The sequence below is a fragment of the Pseudomonas sp. PME37.24/025 genome (genome assembly GCF_055556615.1).
This window is the reverse complement of the sequence record NZ_JBVHNK010000007.1, coordinates 314,098-337,887: the sequence shown is the minus strand read 5'-3', so window position 1 is coordinate 337,887 and position 23,790 is coordinate 314,098. Positions and strand designations below refer to the sequence as shown.

Below are 23,790 nucleotides of genomic sequence, written 5' to 3'. Positions count from 1 at the left end.
TTACCCCTAAGGAAAAGGACGTTTAGCCCCTGAAAAACATCTCTTGAAAAACTACTGCAGTCGGACAGCCTTGGCTGGAATCCGGTTCTGAGCGGCGTTTACCCCCGGTAAACACTGCTTTTAGCCTTTTTCCTACTTCGTTTGAGCCGTTTTCGCTACGTTTTAGAGATGCTTGGAAAATGCGGCAGTATCCGTTAAAGCCGAATGATGTTCAACACGTCGCCCGACAGGCTGACTTGTACGCCCGCGCCCCACAATGGATCACGACGCAGATCCTCGGAAACCTTGTAGTGCCCGGCGATGGAGACCAGTTCAGCGGTCATTTGCTGACAGAAAATCCTGGCTTTCGTGTCACCTTTGACGCCGGCCAAGATACGACCGCGCATCGCGCCGTATACATGGATGTTCCCATCGGCGAGAAGTTCCGCCCCCGGGCTGACCGACGAAATCACCACCAAATCGCAACCCTGGGCATAAATCTGCTGGCCACCGCGTACCGGCGAGGTAATGATTTTGGTTGGTTTGATGGTCGGTTCCGGTGGTTTCTCCGGCTTTTTCGTCACGATGCCTTCGTTGGGATCGAGGGGGCGTTCCCGGGCGCCGGACGGCGGCAGCACCGGCAAATCGACGGCAATAGCGGCGGCAATGTCTTCGATGCGGCTGGCCCGGATCGCCAGGGTGCGCAGGCCATGCTGGCGGCAGATGCGCATCAGCCCTGGAAGATCGACCGAGCCTTCGCTGGCCGGAAGTTTGTCCAGGGCCAGTACCAGCGGCGCGTTGCTGAAAAAGTTGGGCGCCTGGGCGACCTTGGCGGCCAGTTGTCGATCAAGGTTCTCAAGGTCGTTACGGGCCAGTTCCAGCACCGTAATGGCGAGCATGCTGCCCTTTAACTGGAACACGGGATCTTGGTCTAGCGGTTCGGTTTGGCTCATGGTCGGCATACAACGGCTTGTCACTAAAAGTGCCGAGACTTATAACGAGAACGCCCGCAGGCCGCAAGCCGGGTCGAACGATGTAGAATGCGCGGCCACTGTCTTGACGGAACCTTTAATGGATCGCCCGCGTTTTCGAACAGCATTTCTTTCTCCACGTTTCTGGCCGCTGTGGTGTGGCTTGGGGCTGTTGTGGCTGATTGTGCAGCTGCCGTATCCGGCGCTGCTGTCGATCGGTCGCGCTTTGGGCGCATTGATGTATCGGGTGGCCGGCGACCGACGGCGCATTGCCAAGCGCAATCTCGAGCTGTGTTTCCCTGAAAAGTCCGCTGCCGAGCGCAAGCGCCTGCTCAAGGAAAACTTCGCCTCCACCGGCATCGCCTTCCTGGAGATGGCCATGAGCTGGTGGTGGTCGCGCAAGCGTCTGGCGAAATTGGCCCATGTCGAAGGTCTGGAGCATTTGAAGCAGGCCCAGCGCGACGGCAAGGGTGTGATTCTGATGGCCGTGCATTTCACCACGCTTGAGATCGGCGCGGCGCTGCTCGGTCAGCAGCACACCATTGATGGCATGTACCGCGAACACAAGAATCCGCTGTTCGACTACATCCAGCGTAGTGGTCGCGAGCGGCACAACCTCGACTCGCTGGCGGTGGAGCGCGACGACGTGCGCGGCATGCTCAAACTGCTGCGGGCAGGCCGGGCGATCTGGTACGCACCGGATCAGGACTACGGCGCCAAACAAAGTATCTTCGTGCCGCTGTTCGGGATTCAGGCGGCGACGGTCACCGCCACCAGCAAGTTCGCGCGGCTGGGCAAGGCGCTGGTAGTGCCGTTCACCCAGCAGCGCCTGGCTGACGGCAGTGGTTATCGGTTGGTGATTCATGCGCCGCTCGAGGGCTTTCCCGGCGAGACGGAAGAGGCTGACTGCATCCGGATCAACCAGTGGGTCGAGAGCGCGTTGCGCGAGTGTCCGGAGCAATACCTCTGGGCACATCGCCGCTTCAAGACCCGTCCACCGGGCGAACCGAAGCTGTACGCCAAACGCGGTTGAGTCACCGATCCCTTTAAGCACCATGGAGTGTTGCGATGAGTTCTGCTGAACCGGTTACAGGGTTGATACTTTCCGGCGGCGGGGCTCGGGCGGCTTATCAGGTGGGCGTGCTGGCGGCGATTGCCGAGCTGCTGCCGGTGGGGGCGGCGAATCCGTTTCCGGTAATCGTCGGCACCTCGGCCGGTGCGATCAACGCGGTCAGCCTGGCCAGCGGGGCAATGGACTTTCGTGGCGCGATTCAGCGTCTGACCGCCTTCTGGCAAGGTTTCCGCAGCCATCTGGTGTTGCGCAGCGACTGGCCGGGGGTGATCCATCAAGCCACCCGTTTTGTCAGTCACAATCTGATGGGGATTGGCGCTCCGGTGCCAGTGGCCCTGCTCAACAGCTCGCCGCTGCGCGGTTTGCTCAACGACAAACTGCACATGTCCGGGATTGCCGAGGCCATCGCACAAAAGCAATTGAAGGCGGTAGCGGTCACGGCGTTTGGCTATGAGTCCGGTCAGGCCGTCACGTTTTATCAGGGGGGCGGCACCATCGAGTCCTGGTTGCGCCATCGGCGAATCGGCGTGCCGACACAATTGAGCGTCGACCATTTGCTGGCCAGTTCGGCGATTCCGTTGCTGTTTGCGCCAGTGAAAATCGGCGAAGAATATTTCGGCGATGGCGCGGTACGCCAATCGGCACCGATCAGCCCGGCCCTGCACCTGGGTGCCAGCCGCGTGCTGGTGGTGGGCGTCAGCGGCAACCCGCGCGGGGTCGACCCGCAACAGCCACTACTACGCGCCTACACCGGTCAGCAGCCGACCTTGGCACAAATCGGCGGGCACATGCTCAACAGTACGTTCATTGACAGCCTGGAAAGTGATATCGAGTTGCTGCAGCGTCTGAATCAGTTCAGCCATCTGCTGCCCGACGGCACACCGAGTCGTGCATTGGGAGCAGCGCCAGTGGAGGTGCTGGTGATTTCGCCGAGTCAGCCGATCGATGAAATTGCGGCGCGGCATCGCCAGGAATTACCGGCGGCCTTGCGTCTGTTTTTGCGCGGGCCGGGGGCGACCAAGACCAGCGGGGCGGGGGTGCTGAGTTATTTGTTGTTCGAGGCGGGGTATTGCAGCGAGTTGATCGATCTGGGGCGGCGCGATGCGTTGGCCAAGCGGGATGAGCTGTGCCGGTTTCTGGGGTTGGTGGAGCCTGCGGTTTCGGCTTGAGATTTGCGGTGCGGCTATTCGCGGGCAAGCCACGCTCCCACAGGTTTTGTGTCGTTCGCCGATGATGTGAACGACACAGAACCTGTGAGAGCGTGGCTTGCCCGCGATGCTTTTGCGATCAGAAGTGGAACTTCACCAGGAAGCTCGTGTTGCTCTGATCGGTCTTGAAGTACTGGCTGTCCTTGATCCCGTACTTGTCTGACCAGTAGTCGTACTCGACACCGACGTACAACTGCTTCTCGCCTATGTTCAGGGCTTTACCCAAGTCGTATTTGACCTGTGGGTTGAAGTGCAGGTTGGCGTGGTAGGTGCCTTTGCTGTTCTGGTCGTTGTCGACTACCCAGTCCATGAAACCATCGATCAGGATGTTCGAATCGCCCACGGGAATGGTGTAGGACCAGACCGGGGTGATCTGCCAGACGTTGTCACCCGGGCGACTGCCTTCGGTGTGACGCTGGTAGAAGTTCAACTGGAAGTAGTCGAACCCGGGAATTGCCAGGTCGAAACCCGGACCGATCAGGTAGGACTCGGTATCGCCTTCACCGAACTCGTACGTCATGGCCAGCAGCACGTCTTTGACCGGGCCGAATTCGATCTTCTGGTCGAGGACCTTGCCCAGCGAAATACGTGGCTGGAACTCCCCGTAATAGGTGTTTGGGCCGGCGTTGAAGTCCTTCTCGCCGTTGTAGAAAATCTTGTCGACGAAGAAGAAGTTATCCCCGTACTTCCAGGCATCGGCGTGCTCGAAGGTGACGGTTTGCTGAATGCGCGGGTTGACCTGGAAGTCCTTGCCATAGAGGTAGGTCAGGCTGTTGTTCTGCCATTGCAGCAAGTCGCCGGCCATTGCCTGGCCCCCGGCCAGCAAGGATCCCGCGAGCATCAGGCTGGTGCACGTACGTTTCATTCGGTTGCTCCCAAAAAGTAGGTGGTTCCACGTTATTTTTCTAAGGTCGGCGCTCTGGTGTGGCGCCTTTTCTTGCTGCTGTAAAAAATCATCCAGTCGGTCAGCTTTGATGCTGTTAGCAAGAGCTGAGCCAAGGCTTTCGAAAAGCAAAAAAATGCCCGTTCGGCTGTTCGAAAACAGTCGATTGAGCGTCATTTCAGGGTGCCTTGGTACGGTCCAGAGCCGGGGTAAGTTGGCTTTCTGGTCAGGAATTAATTTCGCGCTTTTTTTTAGACCGAACTCGAGCGGGCGCGGAGAATACTGACTCCCGCGCCATGGCTCAAGTGCCCCGCAACAGAGCGTCGGGGACAGGTTTGGGGCATGGTTGTCGGCGATCAGCCTGGCGTCGCTAAACGACAGGCTTGTCTGGGTACGAATCATCTGTTGCTCCCTCTTGTTTTTATTGTTTGAGGCGCAGGCAGCCACCCCTGTGGGAGCGAGCAGGCTCGCTTCCACAGGGGGTGTGTCTTTACGGTGTCAGTGCGGGTGGGCGTGGCAGTGGTTGATGGCCGCGCCGTACATCAGTAGAACGTGTTGCAGACCGACCAGGATCAGTTGCAAAAGGGGTAAGCGCTGAATGGCGGGTGCGTCGGGGATGCGGGCTTCGGATAGCTCGGACATGCAACACCTCGGATCTTTTTTATTCTTGTGATTTACAGCTGCAGTGCTGCTGGCAGCTGTTTTCTAATCAGGTGGACCGCGTTGCGGCCAATCGCAGGCAAGCCAGCTCCCGCACAGGCAATGCAAACCCTGTGGGAGCGGGCTTGCCCGCGATGCTTTTGCTACTTAGTGGGTTTGGGCTCCCTGAACAATCCACGCACCGATCAGGTCACGCTCCTGCTGGGTCATCTGGGTGATGTTGCCCAGTGGCATGATCTGGCTGGCAACAGCCTGGGCCTGGATGCGCGGGGCCTGGAGCTTGATTTGTTCAGGCGTATCGAACATCACCCCGGCCGGCGCCGCGCTGAACAGCGGGCTGGTCGGTTTGGCCGAATGGCACACGGCGCAACGTTCCTGGATCACGCTGTGAACCTTGTCGAACGATGGCCCCTGATTGGACGCCTGAGCCGGTTCAGCAGCCGGCGCCGCTTTTGCCGCTTCAGGTTTGGCGCCACCCCCGAGGGCGGTTTCCGGCAGCGGCTGGTACTCGATGGTCCCAGGCGCCTTGGCTACTTCAGGTGCGCTGGACATCGGCGCCGGCCCGGTCACGTAGGCCAGACAAATCATGCCGACCGCCGCAACGGGCAGGGTCCAGGCAAACTTGTGGCTGTCGTGACGGGTGTTGAAGTAGTGACGCACCAACACCGCCAGCACCGCGATCCCGGCCAGGATCAGCCAGTTGTATTGGCTGCCGTAGGTGCTCGGGAAGTGGTTGCTGATCATGATGAACAGCACCGGCAAGGTGAAGTAGTTGTTGTGACGCGAACGCAGCAAACCTTTGGCCGGCAGGGCCGGATCGGGCGTGCGATTCTCGGCGATCGCCGCCACCAAGGCGCGCTGCGCCGGCATGATGATGCGGAACACGTTGCCGACCATGATGGTGCCGATGATCGCGCCGACGTGCAGGTATGCGCCACGACCGCTGAACACTTTGCTGAAGCCGTAAGCAGCGCCGATGATCAGCACGAACAGGATGACGCCGAGCAGGGCAGGGCGTTTGCCCAAGGCCGAGTCGCAAAGGAAGGAGTAGACAAACCAGCCGACGAACAGCGAACCGATGCCCAGCAGAACACCTTCAGGGCCGGTCAGGCTGCTGCCCGGAGCCAGCAAGTACAGCGTCGGGTTGGAGTAGAACACCACGCACAGCAGCGCGACCCCCGACAGCCAGGTGAAGTAGGCTTCCCATTTGAACCAGTGCAGGTTGTCCGGCATGGTCGGTGGAGCCAGTTTGTATTTTTCCAGGTGGTAGATACCGCCGCCATGGATCGCCCACAAATCGCCCGCCAGCCCGTTTTTCGGATTGACCCGATTGAGGTTGTTTTCCAGCCAGACGAAATAGAACGACGCGCCGATCCAGGCCACGCCAGTAATCATGTGAACCCAGCGCACGCTCAGGTTCAGCCATTCCAACAGATGTGCTTCCACAGTCTTTACCTCTCGCCTGTCACTCTGTTGTCGAGTGATCAGACCTTCTCTTATTGGTGGGGGGCGAGGATCAAACGCTCATCCTCTTTGAAAAAATGCTCATCGCAGTTATTGCCTGTGCCACTGCGATCAACCACCAGGAAGTCATCCCGCTTTTCGATCGTCAGCACCGGATGGTGCCAAACGCCGCGATGGTAATTAATGCCCTGCCTGCCGTTGGTGACGAAGGCGCGGACCAAGCCTGATACAGGTTCATCGCCAAGTGGCGCGACCACGATCAGAAAGGGGTTGCCGAGCAGTGGAATGAAAGCCTGGCTGCCCAGCGGGTGACGCTCCAGCATGCAGACGGTCAGCGGCATGTCCTGCGCGTCGGCGCGGAAGATGCTGATGATCGCCTTGTCCTCTGGCGTAGCGGTTTCCACCGTCGCCAGTTTGTGAAAGCGCATGGTCGAACCGTTGTTGATCATGAAGTGATCGCTGCCGTCGGTTTCGATCACGTCACCGAAAGGGGCGAAGGCTTCTTTGGTCAGCGGTTCAATCGTCAATGTGCGCATGCTGGTCTTCTTTTCCGAATTCTGTGTTGTTTGTTCTGCTTTTGTGGCGAGGGAGCTTGCTCCCGCTGGAGTGCGCAGCACTCCCAATTCTTTTTAAACAAAGAGCGGGGCCGCTTCGCAGCCCAGCGGGAGCAAGCTCCCTCGCCACAGGTTCAGCGCTTATTTCGCGACCTTGCCCAATACCCGCAGGCGACTCACACCACCGTCCGGGAACACATTCAGGCGGATGTGGGTGATCGGGCCCAGCGCCTTGATCTGCTCGGCGAAGGTGTGTTCGGCGTGCATTTCCAGCTTCTGGCTTGGCAGCAGTTCGCGCCAGAACAGCGATTGGGTTTCGATCTGGCTGTCGGTGCCGCCCTTCACGAACGCGCCCTGGATCGAACAGGTGTCCGGGTAGTTGCCTTTGAAGTGCAGGGTGTCGACGATGACTTTCTCGATCTCGCCCGCATGGCCCAGCGCGACGATCACCCAGTCATTGCCCGGCGTACGACGACGCGCAGTTTCCCAGCCGTCGCCCATGTTGATGCCACGACCCGGGTTGAGGATGTTGCTCATGCGGCCGAAGTGTTCGTCGGAGCAGGCCAGCGCACGGCCACCGTTCAGGGCTGCGGCCAGATCGACTTGTTCGTTGTCGCCAACAGCTGACCAGTCGCGGAACGGAATGCCGTACACACGCAGACGGGCCACGCCACCATCCGGGTAGATGTTGAAGCGCAGATGGCTGAACGCCTGATCGTTGTTGATTTCGTGGTAGTGGTGGCTGTTGCCTTGCAACTCGACGGCCGACAGCACTTCAGTCCACTGGGTGTTTTCGTCCGGCTCGCCCGAGGCCAGGAAGCAAGCTTCCAGCGAAGCCGACGGCGGGAAGTTGCCGGTGAAGAATGAAGTGTCGATGTCCACGCCTTTGATCGAGCCCGGTACACCCAGGCGGATCACGGCGCTGTCGTAGCCTTCGAAGCGCTTGCGGCGCGACTCCCAGCCGTCCATCCACTTGCCGTTGTCATCGAACACGCCCTCCTTCCACACGGCCGGGGTCGGTTGGAACAGACGGTTGGCGTCTGCGAACCAGTCATCGGTGACCGAGATGATCTTGGTGCCCAGACGGGCGTCGGCCAGGTTGACGAACTTCTCGAAAGGTACGGCGTAAGCTTTCATTCTTCTTGTCTGCCTTTAATAAGTTGGCTTGGGATGCTCTCAGGGCCCTGGGCGATTTGTGCGTTCAATTCCGCTCGGGCCAAGGTCGCTATAGGGTCAGTAATCGGAACAACGCGATCTTGTTGATCTCCGCCAGCGCGCATTTGAATTCGGTATCTGCCGAGTTGTGAATGCGCGTTTCGAACGCCGCGAGGATCTGATGCCGGTTGCTGCCTTTTACCGCCATGATGAAGGGAAACTTGAACTTGGCTTTGTAGGCGTCGTTCAGCTCGGTGAAGCGAGAAAACTCTTCGGCCGTGCATTGGTGAATACCCGCGCCAGACTGTTCTTCAGTGCTGGCAGCGGTAAGCTGGCCCTGGACGGCGGCTTTGCCGGCCAGGTCCGGGTGAGCGTTGATCAGGGCCAGTTGGCTTGTGTGATCAGCGCTCAACAAGATGTCGCTCATGCGCTGGTGCAGGGTTTCGATCTCGTCGATCGAAGCGTCCTGACCCAGGTCGAAGGCCTTCTCGGCCACCCATGGCGAATGTTCGTAGATGTCGGCGAAGGCGGCGACAAACGCGTCGCGGCCCAAGGTCGATGGCTTCAGGGTTTGGAAGTGGCTCATTTCGCGGCCCCTTGATACGGGTGGGTTTGGTGCCAGTGGCGAGCGATGTCGACGCGACGGCTGAACCACACCTGTTCATGACTTTTAGCGTATTCGATAAAGCGTTTGAGCGCGGCCAGACGCGCCGGACGGCCGATCAGGCGGCAGTGCAGGCCGATCGACAACATCTTCGGTGCTTCGGCGCCTTCGGCATACAGCACGTCGAAGGCGTCTTTGAGGTATTCAAAGAAATCGTCGCCCTTGTTGAAACCCTGGACCTGGGTGAAGCGCATGTCGTTGGTGTCCAGGGTGTAGGGGATCACCAGATGCGGCTTGCCAGTCGGGTTGTTCGGTTCCCAGTAGGGCAGGTCGTCGTCGTAGGTGTCGCAGTCGTAAAGGAAGCCGCCTTCTTCCATCACCAGCCGACGGGTGTTCGGGCCGGTGCGGCCGGTGTACCAGCCCAGTGGGCGCTCGCCGGTGATTTCGGTGAGGATGCGAATCGCTTCAAGCATGTGCTCGCGTTCCTGCGCTTCGTCCATGTACTGGTAGTCGATCCAGCGATAGCCGTGGCTGCAGATTTCATGGCCAGCATCGACCATGGCGCGGATCACGTCCGGGTGGCGCTGGGCGGCCATGGCCACGGCGAAGATGGTCAGCGGAATGTCGAACTCCTTGAACAGTTTCAGAACCCGCCAGACGCCGGCACGGCTGCCATACTCGTAAAGGGACTCCATACTCATGTTGCGCTCGCCTTGCAGCGGCTGCGCCGAGACCATCTCCGAGAGGAAAGCTTCGGACTCTTTATCGCCGTGCAGGATATTGCGCTCGCCACCTTCCTCGTAATTGAGCACGAAGGACAGCGCGATGCGGGCATTGCCCGGCCAGTGTGGGTGAGGAGGGTTACTGCCGTAACCGATCAGGTCGCGTGGATAGTCAGCGCTCACTGCAGTCTTCCTTCTTGTTCGTGTCGACTTATTCAAAGTCAGGGTGTGTGTGGCGGCCTGGCGATGAGAGGGCCGGCTGGCGTCACAGCGATGGAGTGATTGTATACAACTTTATATTCACTTTGTAAGCCTGATTTTTTGCATTTTTCACTGACTGCCCACTTTGAAGGGGCCTGCAAGAAACCTGCCTGACTGGTCAGCTAATGGATATAAGGTCCTCTGATCTCATGGTTCGGCGCAAGATTGGCTGGTAAACCCTGAATGACGACGGTAGCGGTAAAAATGTCGTTTTTATTGTGTACAATTTTTATGAAAAGTGTCTTAATCAGTCGCTCGCCGCAGCTTTTCGTGCTCCGAAACGGTGCGGCCTCCTTTTCAACTGACTTCGGGAGGCGCGAGGTCTGACTGCTCCACGCAGGCAGGCGCGCAGAATCAATGGGACGTTTGACTACACACGTTTTGGACGCTGCACACGGTTGCCCGGGCAGTTCGATCAAGGTCGAGTTGTACCGCGTTGAAGGTTCGCAGCTGGAATGGGTCGCCACGGCGATTACCAACAGCGATGGCCGTGTCGATGCGCCGCTGCTGCAAGGCGATGACTATCGGTCCGGGGTCTATCAGCTTCAGTTTCATGCGGGTGATTACTACCGCGCCCGTGGGGTTCAGCTGCCTGAGCCTGCGTTCCTGGATGTGGTGGTGCTGCGGTTTGGCATCTCTGCGGAACAGGATCACTACCATGTGCCGTTGTTGATTTCGCCGTATAGCTATTCGACCTACAGAGGAAGCTAGGACTTTCCCCCCCAAAAATCCTGCGCATATAGCTTCTTTGGTCTTTCGCCCGCTCACACTGCGGGCTTTTTTTTGCCTGTAGAAATGTGGCGTTGCCAATGACGCCTTCGCGGGCAAGCCCGCTCCCACAAGAATTTCTGGCCCTCACAGAACCTGTGGGAGCGGGCTTGCCCGCGAAGCTCTTAGCGGCTCAACAGGGATGCTGCGCCCGCACCACTGAACAACCCCGCACTCACCCGGTTAAACCAACTCTGCCCCTTGCCGCTGCGCAGATACCGCGCCGCGCCGTGAGCACCCAGCCCATAAGCCAATTTGCACAGCAAATCCAGCACGGTCCAGGTGGCAATCATCACCAGCAACTGCGGCAAGAAGGGTTGCTCAGCACTCAAAAACTGCGGCAGGAAAGCGGCGAAGAACAAAATGTCTTTCGGATTGCTCGCGCCGAGCATGAACGCGCGCCCGAACAGTGCGCGAAAGCGCGGCACCGGTGCAGCCTGGGGCACTTCGGCGCCTTGGGATGGCTGACGCGATTGCTGCCAGCTCTGCCAGGCGAGGTAGAACAGGTACAGCGCACCGACGATTTTCAGGGCGCTGAACAGCTGTTCCGACGCCAGCAACAATGCGCCCAAGCCAAGCGCCGAAGCGCTGAGCAGGCAGATCGACGCAATCACGCCTCCCAGAAACGCCGGGTAAGAGCGGCGCAATCCGTAATTCAGACTGTTGCTGATCATCAGCAAAGACAGTGGCCCCGGGATCAGGATCACCACCAGCGCAGCGCCGCTGAACAGCAGCCAGGTTTCCAGACTCATCACTTTCCTCCATTTGCACAAAAGCCTCACCCGACGGGGTGAGGCTGTTTTGAAGCACTGCTTTTGAATCGTAAACGGCTTACAAGAAAATGAACTTGGCGATGAAGATCGCGCAAAGCACCCACAGGCTGACGGAAATTTCCTTGTACTTACCGGTGCCGGCCTTCAGCGCCACATAAGTGATGAAGCCCAGCGCGATGCCGTCGGCGACCGAGAAGGTCAGCGGCATCATGATCGCGGTAACGATCGCCGGAATGCTGTCGGTTGCTTCGTCCCATTCGATGTGCGCCATGCCGCCCATCATCAGCATCGCCACATAAATCAGCGCACCGGCGGTTGCGTAAGCGGGGATCATGCCAGCCAGCGGTGCGAAAAACATTGCGGCAATAAATAGCACACCTACGGTCACGGCGGTAAGACCAGTCCGACCACCCGCTGCTACACCAGCGGCACTTTCCACATAGCTGGTGACTGGCGGAACACCGACCACCGCACCAAATACGCTGGAAGCACTGTCGGCTTTCATGGCGCGGGAAAGGTTTTCGATCCGGCCGTCAGCGTTCACCAGGTTGGCGCGTTGGGCCACGCCCATCAGGGTGCCGGCGGTGTCGAACATGTGCACAAAGAGGAAAGCGAGTACCACGCTGATCATGCTGACGTTGAATACGCCGGCGACATTCATGGCCATCCAGGTTGGTGCCAGGCTCGGCGGGGCAGACATGATGCCCTCGTAGTGCACCAGGCCCAGGCCCCAACCGGCCAGGGTCACGGTGATGATGCTGATGAGAATCGCGCCGAACACTTTGTGATAGCTGAGCACGGCAATCATCAGGAAGCAGATGGCCGCCAGCAGCGGACCAGGCTCGCGCAGGGAACCAAGCTTGATCAGAGTGGCCGGGCTATCGACAACGATGCCAGCGGTTTTCAAACCGATCAGCCCCAGAAACAAGCCCACACCGGCGCCCATGGCAAAGCGCAAACTCACTGGAATGCTGTTGAGTAGCCATTCGCGAATCCGGGAAAAGGTCAGGAACATGAACAACACACCGGAAACGAACACCGCACCGAGCGCGGTTTCCCAGTTGTAGCCCATGGTGCCGACCACGGTGTAAGTGAAGAACGCGTTCAGGCCCATGCCCGGTGCCAGGCCGACCGGCCAGTTGGCGTAGAGGCCCATCAGCAGGCAACCCAGCGCGGCGGCGATGCAGGTGGCGACGAACGCCGCCCCGTGATCGATGCCGGCATCGGCCATGATGTTCGGGTTGACGAAGATGATGTAAGCCATGGTGATGAAGGTTGTCAGACCGGCAATCAGCTCGGTCTTCACCGTGGTGCCGTGCAAGCTGAGTTTGAAGATGCGCTCCAGCCAGCCATTGCGTAATGGCGGCGAGAGTTCCAGCGTCGAGGCTTCGGATTTGCGGCTTTCCACAGTGAGTACTCCTCAAGAGTTTTATTGTTATTTCCAGGGCCGGACCCATGAGGGTGGCAGCGGCCCTTTGAGGCATTCGCGAATTTGTTGACCGTGTGGTCAGGAAGTCGCACGAAGCGAATTATGCTTTTGTATACAAATAAAGCAAATAATGTTTTTGATTTTGTAGACGAAAAGTTTGGCAATAGGGATATATCGCCAGGAAGGACGCCTTCGCGGGCAAGCCTCGCTCCTACAGGTGAGCGCATTCCCCTGTGGGAGCGTGGCTTGCCCGCGATAGCTTTAGATCAGTCGATACACATGTCGCGGGCAGAGCGTTCAGTCAGCTGCCACCTGACTTTTCCCCAGCGCCAGATTCACCGCCAACCACCCATTCACCGCCGCCTCTCCGGCCTCGGCAAACACCCGCTCCAGCAATTTCACCTGCTCGCGCCGCAGCGACTGCTCGAACCGCGCGCCATCGTCGGTCAGCTCCAGCAACCGCTTACGCTTGTCGGTTTCGGACGCGACGCTGTTCACCAAGTGCATTTCCACCAACTGACGCAGCGGAATGTTCAGCGCCTGCTTGCTCACACCCAGTAACGCCAGCAACTCCTTGACGCTGAGGGCGGGGTAGCGGGCGATGAAAAACACGATGCGTTGATGCACCCGGCTCAAGCCGCGACGCTCGAGCATTTCGTCGGCCTTGGCAGTGAAGGCCTGGTAACCGAAGAAAAACGCTTCCATGGCTTGTTGCTGAGTACTGGGGTTTTTAAGGTCAAGCATGTTGACGTATCCGCTCGGTCTGTCGTAATTTCGGTCAACCAGTTTGACTCATTTTCCTCAGGCCTCGCTACCGGTGACCCCCATGGCTTTTTCCGAACGTGTCTCGCGCCTTAAAAGTTCTTTGATCCGTGAAATCCTCGCCGCCGCCCAGCGCCCGGAAGTGATGTCGTTCGCCGGCGGTTTACCGGCCGAAGCCATGCTGCCGAAAGTCGAGTGGGCTGACATGCCGCTCTCCGTGGGGCAATACGGCATGAGTGAAGGCGAGCCGGCGCTGCGTGAGGCGCTGGCTGCCGAAGCCCGAGCATTGGGTGTGCCGTGCGAGGCGAGTCAGGTGCTGGTGGTCAGCGGTTCCCAGCAAACCCTCGATCTGGCGGCCAAGCTCTACATCGACAAAGGCACCGAGATCCTGCTTGAAGCGCCGACCTACCTGGCAGCGTTGCAGATCTTTCAGTTGTTCGGCGCCGACTGCATCACCGTCCCGCAGGAAGCCGACGGCCCGAACCTGGCGCAATTGCGCAGTTGTCTGGAAACACACAAACCAGCGTTCATCTACCTGATTCCAACGTTTCAGAACCCATCGGCAGTGCGCTACAGCGAGGCCAAGCGAGATGCAGTGGCGGCATTGCTCGACGAGTTCGGCGTGACCCTGATCGAAGACGAACCCTACCGCGAACTGACCTTCGACGGCGGCAGTGCCACGCCGATCGTCAGTCGCTTGAACAAGGCGAGCTGGATCTACACCGGCACCGTGTCGAAAACCCTGTTGCCGGGTCTGCGGGTCGGTTACCTGATCGCCAGCCCAGACCTGTTTCCGCACTTGTTGCGGCTCAAGCAATCGGCCGATCTGCACACCAACCGCATCGGGCAGTGGCAAGCATTGCAATGGATCGGCACTGAGAAATACCAACAGCACCTGGGTGAGTTGAGGGGCTTCTATCGGGGTCGTCGGGATGCGTTTCAGTCAGCATTGGAAACGCACTTTTCCGATCTGGCGCAGTGGAACGTGCCGCAGGGTGGGCTGTTTTTCTGGCTGACGCTCAAGCAGCCGCTGGATACCCGCACGCTGCTCAAGGCTGCGCTGGCGGCGGATGTGGCCTTTATGCCGGGCGAACCGTTTTTCCCTGAGCCGGACAAGAACCCCGGCCATCTGCGACTGAACTTCAGCCACATCGACCCGGCGCGGCTGGACGAAGGGCTCAAGCGGCTGGCAGCGGTGGTGCGTCAGGCCCAGGCGGCAGAAGCGGCTTGAGGGGATGCAGAAACAAATAAACCGGCCGATGGGCCGGTTTATTTTTGTCTGAAGTTTGTGGTGGCTGGTCTGGCCTCATCGCGGGCAAGCCCGCTCCCACAATGGATCTGTTTTAAACACAGATCGCATCTACGCTACAAATCCCTGTGGGAGCGGGCTTGCCCGCGATGGCGCCGGTCGAAACACCACAAAACCATCAGGCAGCAGCAAACCGTTTATCCAGATAATCAATGATCACCTTGGACTCATACATCCAGGTGGTCTGGCCATTCTCTTCGATGCGCAGGCACGGCACCTTGATCTTGCCACCTTGCTCCAGCAGAGCCTGGCGATCCTGTTCGTTGTTCTTCGCATCGCGCAACGCCACCGGAACGTTCAGGCGGCGCAGGGTGCGGCGGGTTTTCACGCAGAACGGGCAGGCGTGGAACTGATACAGGGTCAGGTCCTTGGCGGCGGTTTCGACCTGGGCCTGAGCGGCGGCGGGGCGCTGCTTTTTGCCTGGACGAGTAATGAAATCGATGAAGATGATCAGTTGGCCGAGGCCGATACGAAGCGCTTTAACGAACACGGTATAAGCCTCACAAGGCAAACAGAAGGCGCGCAGCTTACCTGATTTTTCGCAGGCGAAAAAAAACCGGCGATCAGTGCCGGTTTTCTTCGTGCTGCGAGTTACTTGATCAGGCTGAGAAACTCGCTACGGGTGGCCGCGTTTTCGCGGAACTCGCCGAGCATCACCGAGGTGATCATCGTCGAATTCTGTTTCTCCACACCGCGCATCATCATGCACATGTGCTTGGCCTCGATCACCACCGCCACGCCCAGGGCGCCGGTGACTTGCTGGACCGCATCGGCGATCTGGCGGCTGAGGTTTTCCTGGATCTGCAGGCGGCGAGCGTACATATCGACAATCCGCGCGACTTTCGACAACCCCAGAACCTTGCCGCTCGGGATGTAGGCAACGTGGGCCTTGCCGATGAACGGCAGCATGTGGTGCTCGCACAACGAGTAAAGCTCGATGTCCTTGACCAGCACCATCTCGCTGTTGTCGGAGCTGAACAAGGCACCATTGGTAACCTCTTCCAGTGTCTGTTCATAACCGCGGCAAAGGTACTGCATGGCTTTGGCGGCACGTTTTGGCGTGTCGAGCAGGCCCTCGCGGGAGGCGTCCTCGCCCAATTGGCCGAGAATCTCGGTGTAATTCTGTTCCAGGGACATGAAACTACCTGTGGGATTTTACGCAAAGGGCAAGGGTACGGTGACGGACACGGCGCTGCAAGCGTGAAGCGACGGCATCACTCGTCGCGACCTTCCATCATGGTGCGTTTGAGCATCACATAAACCGCTCCGGCGCCGCCGTGTTTCGGTTGGCACGAGGTGAAGCCGAGCACCTGTGAATGCTGGCGTAGCCACGTGTTGACGTGACTCTTGATCATTGGCCGCTTACCGTCCAGACGCACGGCCTTGCCGTGGGTGACGCGTACGCAGCGGATTTCGAATTTGGTCGCTTCGGCCAGAAAGGCCCACAGGGTTTCACGGGCCTTTTCCACGTTCATGCCATGCAGATCGAGGCTGCCTTCGAACGGAATCTGTCCGATCTTGAGCTTGCGCATCTGGCTTTCCTGGACGCCGTCGCGAGCCCACATCAGCTCATCTTCGGGGCCGACATCGATGACGAACTGATCGGACAGCCCGTCAACGGTGGTGGCGTCGGTGCGCACGGTGGCGGCCTGGCGCAGCTTGGCGATTTGCGCGCGGTCGGCCTTGGGTTTGCCGGTTTCGGCGCGATCGTGCTTGATCGGCTTGACGCCTTGAATCGCGCTTTTGAACAGGGAAAAATCGTCGTCTTGCATGTCAGCCTCCGCGAAGGGCGGCCAGTTTACCCAAGTCGGGACGAATCGGGCGCGACAAAACGTCCGGCGTTGGGCTTAGTCGTGTTTTTTCATCAAGTGTGGAGACATGTTCAGCTCCCGTGACTGGCGCGAGCGGCGACGGCAGCGGCGCCATAGCCACACGCCGATGTACAGCACGAACAGGCCAATCGCCAGAATAACTGCCGAACCGACCCGGTTGGTATTCAACTCACCCAGGGCGGGTGCGTGGCCGAGCAGGCTGGCAGCACCTGCCATGGCGAGCAACACACCGCACATCGCCAGCAAGGCAGCAATCGCTGCGCCGAAGCGAAAACGCCAGTTGCGTTGGCCTTTGGGCCGCAAGCGGCGTGCATCAAAACCATCGGATAACTTCATTCCGACCTTCCTCAATGGGTATCGGCCCTTCGACCGGGAGTTGACCGGGATGTTCCTGAGGCTAGGGCAATTACAGCAAATGAGAGGCTTTTGCGGATGAGCGGCGGCATGGACCGCTCATCGAAGGGGTGATCAGATCAGTTCGTGGGTCTGGGCGAGGGTGGCGAAATTGTCCGCCATAATCGCCATCTCGGTGTGCTGAACGTGCTCGGCGCTCAGGACGCCACCCTTGTAGGGCAGGTCGCGAGTCGCGCAGGCGTCTTCAACCAATGTGCAACGAAAGCCCAGGTTCTTCGCGGCGCGCACGGTAGTGCTGACGCTGGAATGGCTCATGAAGCCGCAGACGATAAGGTCCAGCGAGCCGAGATTCTGCAGGCGCTCCAGCAGTTCGGTGCCATGAAACGCACTCGGCAGCAATTTGCCGATGATGGTTTCGTCACCCTGTGGCTCGAGCCCGGGGATGAACTCGCCGCGCTCGCCTTGCGGGTCGAACAGCCCACCGACGGTGCCGAGGTGGCGCACGTGCACGATCGGCCGACCGGCTGCACGGGCAGCGGCCACCAGTTGCTTGATGTTCGCGACGGCAGCATCCATGCCGCTCAGTGCCAAGGGGCCGCTGAGGTATTCTTTCTGGGCATCGATGATGACAAGGGTCGCATGACCCAGATTGGCCGCTGCATATCCACGGCCGCTGAGTTGAAACATCGTTTTTGGAACGGACATTCTGGGGCTCCTTCGGGTGGGGCTTTTGCGACATTCTCCTCTGGCTGAGCGCTTCTGTGAATCGCTACCATCGTAGGCACCGCCGTTGTTGGGTCGCAGCCTCGTTAAGATACTCGTTCTGTTCAATAGCTTGCTGAAAAAATAGAAGAGTCCTACATCTGATCCGGTGTTTTTCCTGCGTCGTCGCGGCGCCTTTTGGCTGTTAGAATCGTCAGTCGTTTTTTCTGGAGTTTGCCCCGTGATCACTTCCCGACTTCGTACCCTGCGTGACCATATCCGTTGGGCCGTCAGCCGCTTCCATGGGGAGGATCTGTTTTTCGGCCATGGGACCGACAACGCCTGGGATGAAGCCCGTCAACTGGTATTGGGTGCGCTGCACTTGCCGTGGGAAATCGCCGACAGCTATTTGGATTGCCGTCTGGAAGATGACGAGCTGGTCAATTTGCAACGCTTGCTCAAGCGCCGCATCGAAGAGCGCATTCCGACAGCTTACCTGCTGGGCGAAGCCTGGTTCTGTGGAATGTCATTCATTGTCGACGAACGCGTGCTGATCCCGCGTTCGCCAATTGGCGAGCTGATCGAAAAACGTTTCGAACCGTGGTTGGGTGCCGAACCTGCGCGCATTCTCGACCTATGCACCGGTTCCGGTTGCATCGGCATCGCCTGTGCTTACGAGTTCCAGAACGCTGAAGTGGTGCTGGCCGATCTGTCGTTCGAAGCGCTGGAAGTGGCGAATCAGAACATCGAGCGCCACGGTGTCGATGAGCGCGTGTTCACCGTTCAGGGCGATGGTTTCGATGGCTTGCCGGGTCAACGTTTCGACCTGATCGTGTCGAACCCGCCTTACGTCGATGCGGAAGATTTCGCCGACATGCCGGACGAGTATCAGCACGAACCGGAGCTGGGCCTGGCCTGTGGCGATGACGGTTTGAACCTGGTGCGTCGCATGCTCGCCGAAGCGGCGGATCATCTGACCGAGAAGGGTTTGCTGATTGTCGAGGTAGGTAACAGCCAGGTTCACGTCGAGGCGTTGTACCCGGAAGTCGACTTCGCCTGGCTGGAGTTCGAGCGCGGTGGGCATGGGGTGTTCATGCTGACAGCGCAGCAGTGCCGCGATCATCAGGCGTTGTTCGCTTCTCGCGTCTGACGGTAGAAAGCCTTCGCGGGCAAGCCACGCTCCCACAGGTTTTGTGTGTGCCACATCATTTGGACACGACACAAAACCTGTGGGAGCGTGGCTTGCCCGCGATGGCGGCGCCGCGGTCTCAAGCCTTCAACGGTGCGTAGCAATCCAGATCAACAACCCCGCCTGAAACACCGCAAACGCCACCAGACAGGTAATGGTAAAACGCAGCCCTGCGTCTTCGCGTTTGTACTTGCTGACTTTTTCTTCGTGCTTCTTCAGTTTGACTTCCTGTTCCGCCAGGTTCTGCTCGGCTTGCTGGAGCATCTGCGCGGCTTCGAGGATTTCCACCTGCTGCAACTTTTCGCTGTTCCAGTCGCCCAGCAAATCACCGACCTGTACCTCTTTAACGCTGCCCTTCAAATGCTGGGCGTCGGCGTAGACCACGTCAAAACCGTGCACCCGCAGAAAGTGATCGCGGCGCAGGCGAGTGTCTTCGTTCAGCGCATCCTTGTTGTTCAGATCGGTGGCGTCGACGGTGTAGGCGGGCCATTTCTTCTTCGCCCAGGTAATGCCCTGAGCGGCCATATAGCGCCCGATTCCGCGGTTCATCGGCTCGATCTGCAAACCGCTTTCCGGCTCGAAATGCATGCGTTTAGTCGTGTGATTGACCCACACGTCCAGATGATTCTGTTCTTTGCGCACACGCTGGCCCGGCAGCTTGATGGTCATGCGCAGCAGGCTGTGTTCCTTGCTATTGCGTTCGGCGTAACCAAATTCGACAAAGCGCAATGGCCGTCCGCCAGTGTTGCGGTCGGTTTTCAGCGGCGCCAGGCGGAGCATTTTGTGGTGCTCGACGTGGACATCCGCCCACGGCAGCTCGACCGCTGGCGGTGCGTCTTTTTCAGCGGTGGTGTCGGGTGAAGTCTGGGTATCAGTCATAACGGCGAGATCCTGTCCAAGCCCTGCTTGCCGCCAGCCAATGCGCTGGCGACAAAGGCTTATCGGCCGTTTTTTTCAGGACTGGAGGGCTAGGGCTTAACGGGTGCGAAGTCCGTCAATAAAACCGAGGATTCGTGCACCGAGTTCGGCCGCCAGTGGCAATTGCGGATCTTTATAGGAAGCCAATTGCCGCTTCACGTCGTTGGGCACGATACGCATCACGTGGTTCATGCCTTCGATCAGCGCCAGTTCGGCGTCCGGTTTGGCCGCCTTGAGCGTCTGGGCGTCACCCACGCCGACCTGAATGTCGTTGCTGCCCTGGATAATCAGCGCCGGCATCTTCAGTTTGGCGAAGGCTGCTGCCGGGTCTTGGCGGAACAACGAAATCAGGTACGGCTGCACGCTGGGACGGAAAATCACCTGCAATTGCGGGGGCACGTTGTCGTCGGTGTGGCCGGCCTTGAGGCTGTCGAGCAGTTCATTGCTGCGCAGCATCAACGGCGGCGGCAGGCGATTACTCAACTGCTGGCGCAGGACCTGATCGATCGGCCGGGCGCTGCCAGACATGGAAATCACCGCTGCGGCATCGACGTTTGGCGCCGCCAGGCTGGCGATCAATGCACCTTCGCTGTGACCCAGCAAAATCAGTTTGCCAAAGCGCGGATCGGTTTTGAGCTTGTGGCCCCAGGCTTCGGCGTCGGCCACATAGGCCTCCACCGACAGATTGCGTTCATCTGGAGTCGCAGCCAGGCTCGCCGCCACGCCGCGCTTGTCGTAGCGCACGCTGGCGATGTTGTGTTTGGCCAGCACCCAGGCCAGCCGTTTGAGGCTGTCGTTGCGTCCGCCGTCGGGGTTGTTTCCGTCACGATCCGTAGGACCGGAACCGGAAATGATCAGGACAACCGGCACCGGCGTGTCGGACTTGGGCAGCAACAGCGAGCCGAAAAGCTCGCCGCTGCCCGTGTCCAATGTGATCGGGCGTTGCAGGACAGTGGCCTGTGCAAAGCCGGTAAACAAGGTAAGGCTCAAGGCTAGAACTCGCAGCATCATCACGCCATCATCAACAAGGTGCCGGTTGGACTCGCAAGCACCCATAAGGTTCGAGGATGAACTAGTCGGGTAGCCTGCGTATACTGGCGCGCATTACGTATTTCAGTTCGATTTCACGGAGCGTCCCGCATGTCCGGCAATACCTACGGCAAGCTGTTCACTGTCACCACCGCGGGCGAAAGCCATGGTCCGGCGTTGGTCGCCATTGTCGATGGCTGCCCGCCGGGCCTGGAGATTTCCCTTGAGGACCTGCAGCGCGACCTGGACCGGCGCAAACCCGGCACCAGCCGCCACACCACCCAGCGCCAGGAAGCCGACGAAGTCGAAATCCTCAGCGGCGTGTTCGAAGGCCGCACCACCGGTTGCGCCATCGGCCTGCTGATCCGCAACACCGACCAGAAGTCCAAGGACTACTCGGCGATCAAGGATCTGTTCCGCCCGGCCCACGCCGACTACACCTACCACCACAAATACGGCGAGCGCGATTACCGCGGCGGCGGTCGCAGTTCGGCCCGTGAAACCGCCATGCGCGTGGCGGCAGGGGCGATTGCGAAAAAGTACCTGGCCACCCAGGGCATCGTCATTCGTGGCTACATGAGCCAGCTCGGCCCGATCGAAATCCCGTTCAAAACCTGGGATTCGGTGGAAGAAAACGCTTTCTTCAGCCCAGACCCGGACAAAGTGCCGGAGCTGGAAGCCTATATGGACCAGTTGCGTCGCGACCAGGATTCGGTAGGCGCGAAGATCACCGTGGTTGCCGAAGGCGTTATGCCTGGCTTGGGCGAGCCGATTTTCGACCGCCTCGATGCCGAACTGGCCCACGCGCTGATGAGCATCAACGCGGTCAAAGGCGTGGAAATCGGCGCCGGGTTTGCCAGCATCGCCCAGCGCGGCACCGAACACCGTGATGAAATGACCCCGGAAGGTTTCCTCAGCAACAACTCAGGTGGCATTCTCGGTGGCATCTCGTCCGGTCAGCCGATCGTTGCACATCTGGCACTCAAGCCAACCTCGAGCATCACCACACCTGGCCGTTCCATCGACATCCACGGCAACCCGGTTGAAGTTGTCACCAAAGGCCGTCACGACCCGTGCGTCGGCATCCGCGCCACGCCGATTGCCGAAGCGATGATGGCCATCGTGCTGATGGATCACCTGCTGCGTCACCGCGGGCAGAACGTCGATGTACGCGTGAGCACTCCGGTGCTGGGTCAGCTTTAATGGCTGACGCAGGGGCTGTACGAAAACTCGCCGAGCGGCGATCAGGCAAGGCAAAAACAGGCGAGCAAGCGGAGTGTAGGGACCTACATGAGCATTGCGAGCCTGTTTTTAACGCAGCATGATCGTCGCGCAGGCAGTTTTTGTGCAGAACCTTACAGCCGCTTTGGTTTGACGACCGTGGCGGCGCTCCCGTACTGGCGGCTCTCCAGTTTCTATCTGTTCTATTTCGCCTTGCTCGGTTCGACGGCGCCGTTTCTGGCGCTGTATTTCGATCATCTGGGCTTTTCCAGTGCGCGCATTGGCGAACTGGTGGCGATCCCGATGCTGATGCGCTGTGTGGCGCCGAACATCTGGGGCTGGCTCGGTGACTACACCGGGCGACGGCTGGCCATCGTACGGTTCGGTGCGGTTTGTACGCTGTTGACCTTCTCACTGATTTTCGTCAGCAAAAGCTATGCGTGGCTGGCGATGGTCATGGCCTTGCACGCGTTCTTCTGGCACGCGGTATTGCCGCAGTTCGAAGTCATCACTCTGGCGCATTTGAACGGCCAGACGTCTCGCTACAGTCAGATCCGCCTGTGGGGTTCAATCGGTTTCATCATCACCGTGGTCGCGCTCGGCAGATTGTTCGAATGGCTCAGCCTGGACATCTATCCGGTGGCGCTGGTGCTGATCATGGCCGGTATCGTCGTCAGCAGCTTGTGGGTGCCCAACGCGCAACCTGTTCAGAGTGAACGGTTGGCGGGGGAGGGATTCCTCCAGCAATTGCGCAATCCCGGAGTGTTGGCGTTCTACGGTTGCGTGGCGCTGATGCAGATGAGTCACGGGCCGTATTACACCTTTCTGACCCTGCACCTTGAGCGACTCGGTTACAGTCGCGGGTTGATCGGCATACTCTGGGCGGTTGGCGTGGTTGCCGAAGTCTTGATGTTTCTGGCCATGAGCAAGATCCTTACGCGTTTCTCGGTGCGCCGGGTGCTGCTGACGAGTTTTCTATTGGCGGCGTTGCGTTGGTTGTTGCTCGGTTCGTTTGCTGAATTCCTCTGGGTGCTGCTGTTTGCCCAAGTGCTGCACGCCGCAACCTTCGGCAGCTTTCACGCGGCTGCCATCCAGTTCGTGCAACGTAGCTTCGGCGCGCGTCAGCAAGGGCAGGGGCAGGCGTTGTATGCCGCGCTGGCCGGCACCGGCGGCGCATTGGGTGCGCTGTATTCCGGCTACAGCTGGAATGCCCTCGGCGCCACATTGACCTTTAGTATTGCCAGTCTCGCAGCCTTCGCTGCTGCCGTTATCATTGCCACATGTATGCAAGAGGACAGGCCATGAGCCTTACCCGTGAACACCTCGCCCAGGAAATTATCGACGCCGGGCGTTTTCTGTATGGGCGCGGCTGGTCGCCGGCCACCAGCAGCAATTACTCGACCCGCCTGTCGCCAACCGAAGCCTTGCTGACGGTCTCTGGCAAGCACAAAGGCCAGTTGGGCATCGACGATGTGCTGGCCACCGACCTGTCGGGCAACAGCCTGGAACCGGGCAAAAAACCGTCCGCCGAAACCCTGCTGCACACTCAGCTCTATAGCTGGCGCCCGGAGATCGGCGCGGTGCTGCACACCCATTCGGTGAATGCCACGGTGCTGTCGCGCCTGACGCCGGAAGACTTCATCGAGTTCGAAGACTACGAACTGCAAAAAGCCTTCAGCGGCGTCTCGACCCACGAGTCCCGGGTGCGCGTGCCGATTTTCGACAACGATCAGGACATTGCACGGCTGGCCGCCAAGGTGCAGCCTTGGCTCGACGCCCATCCTGATTGCGTCGGCTATCTGATCCGCGGCCATGGCCTCTACACGTGGGGCGCGCGCATGAACGACGCACTGCGGCAGATCGAGGCCTTTGAATTTTTGTTCGAGTGCGAGTTGAAGATGCGCTCACTCTTGAACCATAAAAAGCTGAACCGTCAAGCATGAACCGCAAAGCATGAATCGTTAAGGAGTT

At 59.2% G+C, this 23,790-nt stretch carries 26 protein-coding genes; 8 read left to right on the top strand and 18 right to left on the bottom strand.

Annotated elements, in window-relative coordinates:
• Positions 1-194: 194 nt before the first annotated feature.
• The gene (gene minC / locus ACZ3HH_RS15380) at positions 195-932 is read right to left on the bottom strand and encodes a septum site-determining protein MinC (RefSeq protein WP_465805680.1); all 738 of its coding nucleotides are present in this window, start codon (positions 930-932) and stop codon (positions 195-197) included.
• A gap of 118 nt (positions 933-1,050) precedes the next feature.
• On the opposite strand from minC, the gene ACZ3HH_RS15375 reads away from it, so the two are divergent.
• Positions 1,051-1,983 carry a lipid A biosynthesis lauroyl acyltransferase gene (locus ACZ3HH_RS15375; RefSeq protein ID WP_465805679.1) on the top strand — a complete coding sequence of 311 codons (933 nt, stop codon included), beginning with the start codon at positions 1,051-1,053 and terminating at the stop codon, positions 1,981-1,983.
• A gap of 35 nt (positions 1,984-2,018) precedes the next feature.
• Positions 2,019-3,191, top strand: coding sequence for a patatin-like phospholipase family protein (locus tag ACZ3HH_RS15370; RefSeq protein WP_465805678.1), 1,173 nt, complete (start codon positions 2,019-2,021; stop codon positions 3,189-3,191).
• A 118-nt stretch (positions 3,192-3,309) separates the two neighbouring features.
• Here the strand turns inward: ACZ3HH_RS15370 and ACZ3HH_RS15365 are convergent, their stop codons facing one another.
• The 7 genes from ACZ3HH_RS15365 to puuE form a co-directional block, all read right to left on the bottom strand.
• The gene (locus ACZ3HH_RS15365; RefSeq protein WP_465805677.1) at positions 3,310-4,095 is read right to left on the bottom strand and encodes an outer membrane protein OmpK; all 786 of its coding nucleotides are present in this window, start codon (positions 4,093-4,095) and stop codon (positions 3,310-3,312) included.
• 516 nt (positions 4,096-4,611) lie between these two features.
• A complete protein-coding gene (locus ACZ3HH_RS15360; RefSeq protein WP_465805692.1) occupies positions 4,612-4,755 on the bottom strand; it encodes a hypothetical protein in 144 nt (47 codons plus the stop codon).
• Positions 4,756-4,920: 165 nt separating this feature from the next.
• The gene (locus tag ACZ3HH_RS15355; protein ID WP_465805676.1) at positions 4,921-6,219 is read right to left on the bottom strand and encodes a urate hydroxylase PuuD; all 1,299 of its coding nucleotides are present in this window, start codon (positions 6,217-6,219) and stop codon (positions 4,921-4,923) included.
• A 50-nt stretch (positions 6,220-6,269) separates the two neighbouring features.
• On the bottom strand, positions 6,270-6,773 hold the full coding sequence (locus tag ACZ3HH_RS15350; RefSeq protein ID WP_007898831.1) for an ureidoglycolate lyase: 504 nt from the start codon (positions 6,771-6,773) through the stop codon (positions 6,270-6,272).
• Positions 6,774-6,932: 159 nt separating this feature from the next.
• Positions 6,933-7,928: an allantoicase gene (gene alc, locus ACZ3HH_RS15345; protein ID WP_030131652.1), complete on the bottom strand. Its 996-nt coding sequence runs from the start codon at positions 7,926-7,928 to the stop codon at positions 6,933-6,935.
• 88 nt (positions 7,929-8,016) lie between these two features.
• Complete coding sequence (gene uraD, locus ACZ3HH_RS15340; protein WP_465805675.1) at positions 8,017-8,532, bottom strand: 2-oxo-4-hydroxy-4-carboxy-5-ureidoimidazoline decarboxylase; 516 nt, start codon at positions 8,530-8,532, stop codon at positions 8,017-8,019.
• Positions 8,529-9,455, bottom strand: a complete 927-nt coding sequence (gene puuE / locus ACZ3HH_RS15335; RefSeq protein WP_465805674.1) for an allantoinase PuuE — start codon at positions 9,453-9,455, stop codon at positions 8,529-8,531. Before puuE ends, uraD begins: the two co-directional genes overlap by 4 nt.
• 435 nt (positions 9,456-9,890) lie before the next feature.
• Here puuE and uraH point away from each other — a divergent pair, with 435 nt between their 5' ends.
• Positions 9,891-10,244 (top strand): hydroxyisourate hydrolase, encoded by a 354-nt coding sequence (gene uraH / locus ACZ3HH_RS15330; RefSeq protein ID WP_258696832.1) that lies wholly within the window; start codon positions 9,891-9,893, stop codon positions 10,242-10,244.
• 182 nt (positions 10,245-10,426) lie between these two features.
• Here the strand turns inward: uraH and ACZ3HH_RS15325 are convergent, their stop codons facing one another.
• The 3 genes from ACZ3HH_RS15325 to ACZ3HH_RS15315 form a co-directional block, all read right to left on the bottom strand.
• Entirely contained in the window at positions 10,427-11,053 is a 627-nt protein-coding gene (locus tag ACZ3HH_RS15325) for a LysE family translocator (protein ID WP_367372313.1), read from the bottom strand.
• A 79-nt stretch (positions 11,054-11,132) separates the two neighbouring features.
• Positions 11,133-12,482 (bottom strand): NCS2 family permease, encoded by a 1,350-nt coding sequence (locus ACZ3HH_RS15320; protein ID WP_007940825.1) that lies wholly within the window; start codon positions 12,480-12,482, stop codon positions 11,133-11,135.
• A gap of 318 nt (positions 12,483-12,800) precedes the next feature.
• The gene (locus ACZ3HH_RS15315) at positions 12,801-13,247 is read right to left on the bottom strand and encodes a MarR family winged helix-turn-helix transcriptional regulator (RefSeq protein WP_465805673.1); all 447 of its coding nucleotides are present in this window, start codon (positions 13,245-13,247) and stop codon (positions 12,801-12,803) included.
• A gap of 82 nt (positions 13,248-13,329) precedes the next feature.
• Between ACZ3HH_RS15315 and ACZ3HH_RS15310 the strand changes: the two genes are divergently transcribed.
• The gene (locus ACZ3HH_RS15310; RefSeq protein ID WP_465805672.1) at positions 13,330-14,496 is read left to right on the top strand and encodes an aminotransferase-like domain-containing protein; all 1,167 of its coding nucleotides are present in this window, start codon (positions 13,330-13,332) and stop codon (positions 14,494-14,496) included.
• 196 nt (positions 14,497-14,692) lie between these two features.
• On the opposite strand, the gene ACZ3HH_RS15305 is transcribed toward ACZ3HH_RS15310, so the two are convergent.
• The 5 genes from ACZ3HH_RS15305 to ACZ3HH_RS15285 all read right to left on the bottom strand — a co-directional run bounded on the left by ACZ3HH_RS15305 (position 14,693) and on the right by ACZ3HH_RS15285 (position 17,465).
• Complete coding sequence (locus tag ACZ3HH_RS15305; RefSeq protein ID WP_048394407.1) at positions 14,693-15,064, bottom strand: glutathione S-transferase N-terminal domain-containing protein; 372 nt, start codon at positions 15,062-15,064, stop codon at positions 14,693-14,695.
• Positions 15,065-15,165: 101 nt separating this feature from the next.
• Entirely contained in the window at positions 15,166-15,711 is a 546-nt protein-coding gene (gene folE / locus ACZ3HH_RS15300; RefSeq protein ID WP_007898818.1) for a GTP cyclohydrolase I FolE, read from the bottom strand.
• Positions 15,712-15,788: 77 nt separating this feature from the next.
• The gene (locus ACZ3HH_RS15295; protein WP_007898817.1) at positions 15,789-16,346 is read right to left on the bottom strand and encodes a Smr/MutS family protein; all 558 of its coding nucleotides are present in this window, start codon (positions 16,344-16,346) and stop codon (positions 15,789-15,791) included.
• Between the two features lie 75 nt (positions 16,347-16,421).
• Complete coding sequence (locus ACZ3HH_RS15290) at positions 16,422-16,742, bottom strand: hypothetical protein (RefSeq protein ID WP_460147080.1); 321 nt, start codon at positions 16,740-16,742, stop codon at positions 16,422-16,424.
• A gap of 132 nt (positions 16,743-16,874) precedes the next feature.
• On the bottom strand, positions 16,875-17,465 hold the full coding sequence (locus ACZ3HH_RS15285) for a cysteine hydrolase family protein (RefSeq protein ID WP_367372312.1): 591 nt from the start codon (positions 17,463-17,465) through the stop codon (positions 16,875-16,877).
• Positions 17,466-17,703: 238 nt separating this feature from the next.
• On the opposite strand from ACZ3HH_RS15285, the gene prmB reads away from it, so the two are divergent.
• On the top strand, positions 17,704-18,612 hold the full coding sequence (gene prmB / locus ACZ3HH_RS15280) for a 50S ribosomal protein L3 N(5)-glutamine methyltransferase (RefSeq protein WP_123496334.1): 909 nt from the start codon (positions 17,704-17,706) through the stop codon (positions 18,610-18,612).
• Positions 18,613-18,738: 126 nt separating this feature from the next.
• Here prmB and ACZ3HH_RS15275 read toward each other — a convergent pair whose 3' ends face one another.
• Together ACZ3HH_RS15275 and ACZ3HH_RS15270 are read right to left on the bottom strand one after the other, a co-directional pair.
• Positions 18,739-19,530 carry a hypothetical protein gene (locus ACZ3HH_RS15275; RefSeq protein WP_465805671.1) on the bottom strand — a complete coding sequence of 264 codons (792 nt, stop codon included), beginning with the start codon at positions 19,528-19,530 and terminating at the stop codon, positions 18,739-18,741.
• 96 nt (positions 19,531-19,626) lie between these two features.
• Positions 19,627-20,625: an alpha/beta hydrolase gene (locus tag ACZ3HH_RS15270; RefSeq protein WP_465805670.1), complete on the bottom strand. Its 999-nt coding sequence runs from the start codon at positions 20,623-20,625 to the stop codon at positions 19,627-19,629.
• 84 nt (positions 20,626-20,709) lie between these two features.
• Between ACZ3HH_RS15270 and aroC the strand changes: the two genes are divergently transcribed.
• The 3 genes from aroC (at position 20,710) to ACZ3HH_RS15255 (ending at position 23,762) form a co-directional block, all read left to right on the top strand.
• The gene (aroC, locus tag ACZ3HH_RS15265; RefSeq protein ID WP_465805669.1) at positions 20,710-21,801 is read left to right on the top strand and encodes a chorismate synthase; all 1,092 of its coding nucleotides are present in this window, start codon (positions 20,710-20,712) and stop codon (positions 21,799-21,801) included.
• Between the two features lie 177 nt (positions 21,802-21,978).
• A complete protein-coding gene (locus ACZ3HH_RS15260; protein WP_465805691.1) occupies positions 21,979-23,124 on the top strand; it encodes an MFS transporter in 1,146 nt (381 codons plus the stop codon).
• A complete protein-coding gene (locus ACZ3HH_RS15255) occupies positions 23,121-23,762 on the top strand; it encodes a methylthioribulose 1-phosphate dehydratase (protein ID WP_465805668.1) in 642 nt (213 codons plus the stop codon). Before ACZ3HH_RS15260 ends, ACZ3HH_RS15255 begins: the two co-directional genes overlap by 4 nt.
• The last annotated feature ends 28 nt before the right edge of the window (positions 23,763-23,790 follow it).